Below are 4,195 nucleotides of genomic sequence, written 5' to 3'. Positions count from 1 at the left end.
GCAGCAAGCTGACACTCATCCGGCCCTCTGGGATGAGCCGTGGTCGTCTAAGCTACACCACGTCCTGGGACATGATCGTCACTCACCTTTTCGGAAACAATGTTCTCGTCCCCGACGCGAGGTCTGCAGCGCGAGCTCAAGGCATTGCTGTGATCGACGACATCTGCCAATCGATCGGCGCCGCGAAACCAATCGTCGACGGTGCGCATCTTGATGCAGACGCACTCGCTCTATCCGGAAACGGCGCCAAGCACCTTGGGGCTGGGGAGCTAGGATTTGTCATCACGGAAGACGCCAACTTGATTGCACATGTTGATCGCGTATCGCTGTCCAGCTCGTCTCGGAGCGGAGCGCGAATATTCTCGCCCTATTCCCAAGGGTACAACTACAAGCCCAACGTATTCTCTTCATCTATAGCGAACTTGCGGGTCACTGAGATGGATACGCAACTGCAAATCCGAAGAGACAATAGCAAGCTTTTATGGGAGATGATCAGCGAGCTTGTGGGTATATTTCCTCTTTTCAACCCATCTGACTGCGACCATTCGATGCTCAACTTTCCCCTCCGGATCGAACCTGCGGCACTTGGCTTCGCGCCAGGCCCGGCTGCAAGGGATTTCGTGGTGAAATCGCTGCAGGCCGAAGGCGTGCCTATCTGTGTTTGGCTCACGAAGCCCGTATTCGAATATCTTCCAGACATTCGCGACAACTGGAAGGCCGCCGATTTTCCAAATACAGTGAAACTCTTGGATACGATGTTTTACGTTTCCGAGATTGCGCCACCCAACGATGGCGAATTGATGAAGCTTTATGCAGAGGCGTTTCACAAGGTTTGGAATGCTCTTCATAAGCAAGGTCCGAAGGTCGCCGCAGGAGCAATTTCTGGCTGAGCCCCGCGCGTCGCACCAATTTCCCAGTGCCGCAATGGTCAACATCCGATCCTTTTCAATCATACTTTGCTCAATGCCCGGAAGATTGAAAGCTGCGCTGGGACAAAACTCAGAGCGATTCTACAACGAGGACTCCTTGTATGTCTTTTTCAAAAAGTCCGGAATTACTGATCTTCGACTGCGACGGGGTTCTCGTCGATAGCGAGCTTATCGCAACCAGGGTGCACATCGAAGCTTTGGCGAAATGTGGCTATATCATATCCGCTGAAGAGTATAACGATCGCTTCATAGGAATGACTGACCAGCAAAGTTATTCAGTCATAGAATCCGAGGGCGGCTTGCGCCTACCGGAGGATCATCATGAACGTGTGATGGCCGAAGTTGCAAATCGATATGCTCGTGATCTGCGTGCAACCAGCGGCGTTCGGCAAACCTTGGAAGCTATCGATTTAAGGAAGTGCGTGGCGTCGAACAGTGATGCTGCGAAGCTCTGCTTGGCTCTTAAAGTCACAGACCTGCATGATTTCTTTTGGCCCCATGTCTTCAGCGCTTCGCAAGTTGCGCGTGGTAAGCCAGCGCCGGATCTCTTTCTGTTTGCAGCACAGAATATGAACACACCGGCTGGCAGTTGTCTCGTTATTGAAGACAGCGTTTCTGGAACTCAGGCGGCAGTGGCAGCCGGGATGATGGTGATTGGCTTCGTAGGTGGCTCTCATTGCCTTGCTGGGCATGGAGACAAACTGATGGAGGCAGGTGCCACAAAGCTGTTTAGCCGCATGACGGCGTTGCCACAAATCTTAGCAGGTTTGTGATCACGCAGTTGCGCGCAGGCGAAGCGTCTTGAATCGCAGCGTCACTGTCCAGGATATATCGTGGGATCCGATAGCATCGGTTGGTGCACGGGCTTCACCTCAAATTGACCGATCCTCGCTCGATTGCTCGGCCCGCCAGAAGAATGGAGATACTATGACCGCGAAACCAATGGTAGCTGCAACTCCGGTAACGATCGAGTACCTGGAAAGACTTCCGAATTTCATTTCCATTTGCGCAAGTTGGACTTTCGGACAATGGGGTTGTCAATCAAATGGCTCGTACGAACAAACGCGAGGCGAGTTTGAGGCAGCAACAAAAAATTCGATGCCGCTAACACTGATTGCCATTGAAAACGCATTGCCAGTTGGGATGGTCACGTTGGCTGGTCGTGATTTCGATGGAAAATCTCATCTATCCCCATGGCTTAAGTCGCTCTTTGTCCATCCATTTCACCGCAAGAAAGGAATAGCCACGTTGTTGATCGAGCGGCTGGAGCACGAAGCATCGCGCCTCGGTTACAAAAGCCTTTTCTTGATAACGGAGGACGCGCGAGTTCTTTACGAAAAGAGCGGCTGGCAGGCAATTGATTGCGTCCAAACACCCTATGGCGCAGCAGCTTTGATGGAGAAAACCCTGCCAACGCCTCCTCACCTGAGAACCGCTGCACCAGGATGAAAATAATCGTGTCGAGCTCCAAGCTGCTTTCACCGAAACTCTCTCAACCCTTGAGCACGCTATGTCGCGACCCGGCAACGCAACGCCTTTGTTAGGCTCCGCTTTTATGGATCATCTTGATGTCGAACAGCCTGTTATTACAGCCATAGAGCAAGGGGGGAACCAGGCGGTCGGCTAACAAATCCCATCGCGTAGCGAGGCCATCTCCCCTCTTTCGTTCCCAGCCCAGGCCTTAGCCACTGCTGAGGCGGTTCGTGCTGTTGCAAAAAGCCCCAGGAACAGGCCGTACAACGTAGCGAGCTACCCAAATTCTCATCGAAAGGTTCTGAAACCTTATGCACACCAGCAACAACGTAGCATCAGCGATCCTAAATTCTTACGCCTCGCGTTTTGGTTACCTCGGCGGCCGACGGGATCTGCGGGCATCGCTCATTTTGACTTCTTTTTTTGCTTTCGCTATTCCATCCTATGCCGAAGCAGAGGCGCTGCTTCCGGTAAAGCCTTCACCATATCTTGTAAGTGCGATTACAAGAAACATGTTTAAGCTGCCGAAACCCGACGATGACTTGGTCCTGCTATCTGCGCACCGCGGATCTTGGGAGATCTATCCCGAGAATTCAGCCTATGCCTTGCAAGACGCCTGGAATTCGCAGATCGAGAGCGTGGAAGTCGATGCCCGCTTCACCGCTGACAATGAAGTCGTTCTATCTCACGACTACAGGATTGAGCGCGAGTCAACTGGAAGCGGCCTATTATATAATCAGAACTTTTCGCAGCTACGACAGGCCGATCTACGGGACCGACATGGCCGCGTTTTTACGGATTCACAAGGGCGAAAGGCGAAGTTCCTAACGTTCTCTGCCGCGCTCGATCTACTCGCCCGATATGTCTCCGATGATGGTCATGGCTACGTGATGATCGTCGATATCAAGGCGGCAGTCGATGATCAGGACCCTACTGATCCCATCGAGCTCATGCAACGCTGCCTTGACATTCTCGCGACCAAGGGAAATGCGAAACTCAGCAAAGCCGTTGTATTCAAGCTCAAAGCAAAGGATGCGGTGGATGTCGGCACGATTTTAAATCGGACGACCTACGACCCCAACCTCATTGGCGGGCTAATTGTCGTCGAAAACCCGGATGACGAGAATGTGAAGGATTCCAGCTACGATCCCCACGAGGACTCAATCTACGATCAATGGAATGTGGCGCCGTTCTCCATTCAGTTTGAAATGAACCAATTCTATAAAGGTGACGGTCTGCAGGCATATTTCGACTATATCGACCAGAAGCAGGGCTTCGCCACCTATCATGAAAGTAACTACTTTCCAGAGGGCGTCGCCAACAGCGCCGGAAAATGCTGCTTCGACCACAACACGGATCCGAAATCGACCGCTCAACGAGGGATCGTGCCAGATTACCGAGGAGATCCGGAGATGGCGATCGTCAATCGTACCAATCTTATCACCACTGATTGGCCCGACGTAGTCGGCGATATGTTGCGCCAGATAGGGCGCCGCAACACCACCGAGCTCACGCGCTAGAGCAAGACCTCCGCTTCCAAAAACGGGATTGTTTTGATGAATAATGGAATGAAATTCTTCCTATTGTTTTCCACGCTGGGCTGTCTTGTCGCTGGCGAAGGGCAAGGGGCATCATGCACCAATGAAGCCAATTGTCTTAGAAGCGCGTCGGACAAAGTATCTCAGACGCTCACACCGAAGGTAGTGCCAATTTTCTGGGAAAGAGCTGGCTCGGGAAATCTGCACAGCGGGGATAAGTGGAATTTCTGCCTGACTTCGGCTTAGATGCCAGGA

General features: G+C 52.3%; 4 protein-coding genes. All 4 read left to right on the top strand.

Features of this window, described 5'->3' with window-relative positions:
• Positions 1–890 (top strand): DegT/DnrJ/EryC1/StrS family aminotransferase (locus FFR93_RS40125; protein ID WP_246661436.1); only part of this gene is annotated, 890 nt, incomplete at its 5' end.
• Between the two features lie 140 nt (positions 891–1,030).
• A complete protein-coding gene (locus tag FFR93_RS40120; protein ID WP_131588169.1) occupies positions 1,031–1,702 on the top strand; it encodes an HAD family hydrolase in 672 nt (223 codons plus the stop codon).
• Positions 1,703–1,856: 154 nt separating this feature from the next.
• Positions 1,857–2,378, top strand: a complete 522-nt coding sequence (locus FFR93_RS40115) for a GNAT family N-acetyltransferase (protein ID WP_245503433.1) — start codon at positions 1,857–1,859, stop codon at positions 2,376–2,378.
• Positions 2,379–2,713: 335 nt separating this feature from the next.
• Positions 2,714–3,922: a glycerophosphodiester phosphodiesterase family protein gene (locus FFR93_RS40110; RefSeq protein ID WP_245503424.1), complete on the top strand. Its 1,209-nt coding sequence runs from the start codon at positions 2,714–2,716 to the stop codon at positions 3,920–3,922.
• Positions 3,923–4,195 lie beyond the last annotated feature (273 nt).

This window comes from Rhizobium sp. MHM7A (assembly GCF_005862215.1).
Lineage (GTDB): Bacteria > Pseudomonadota > Alphaproteobacteria > Rhizobiales > Rhizobiaceae > Rhizobium > Rhizobium bangladeshense.
The sequence above is the reverse complement of the archived record's forward strand: the minus strand, read 5'-3'. Positions and strand labels throughout refer to the sequence as shown.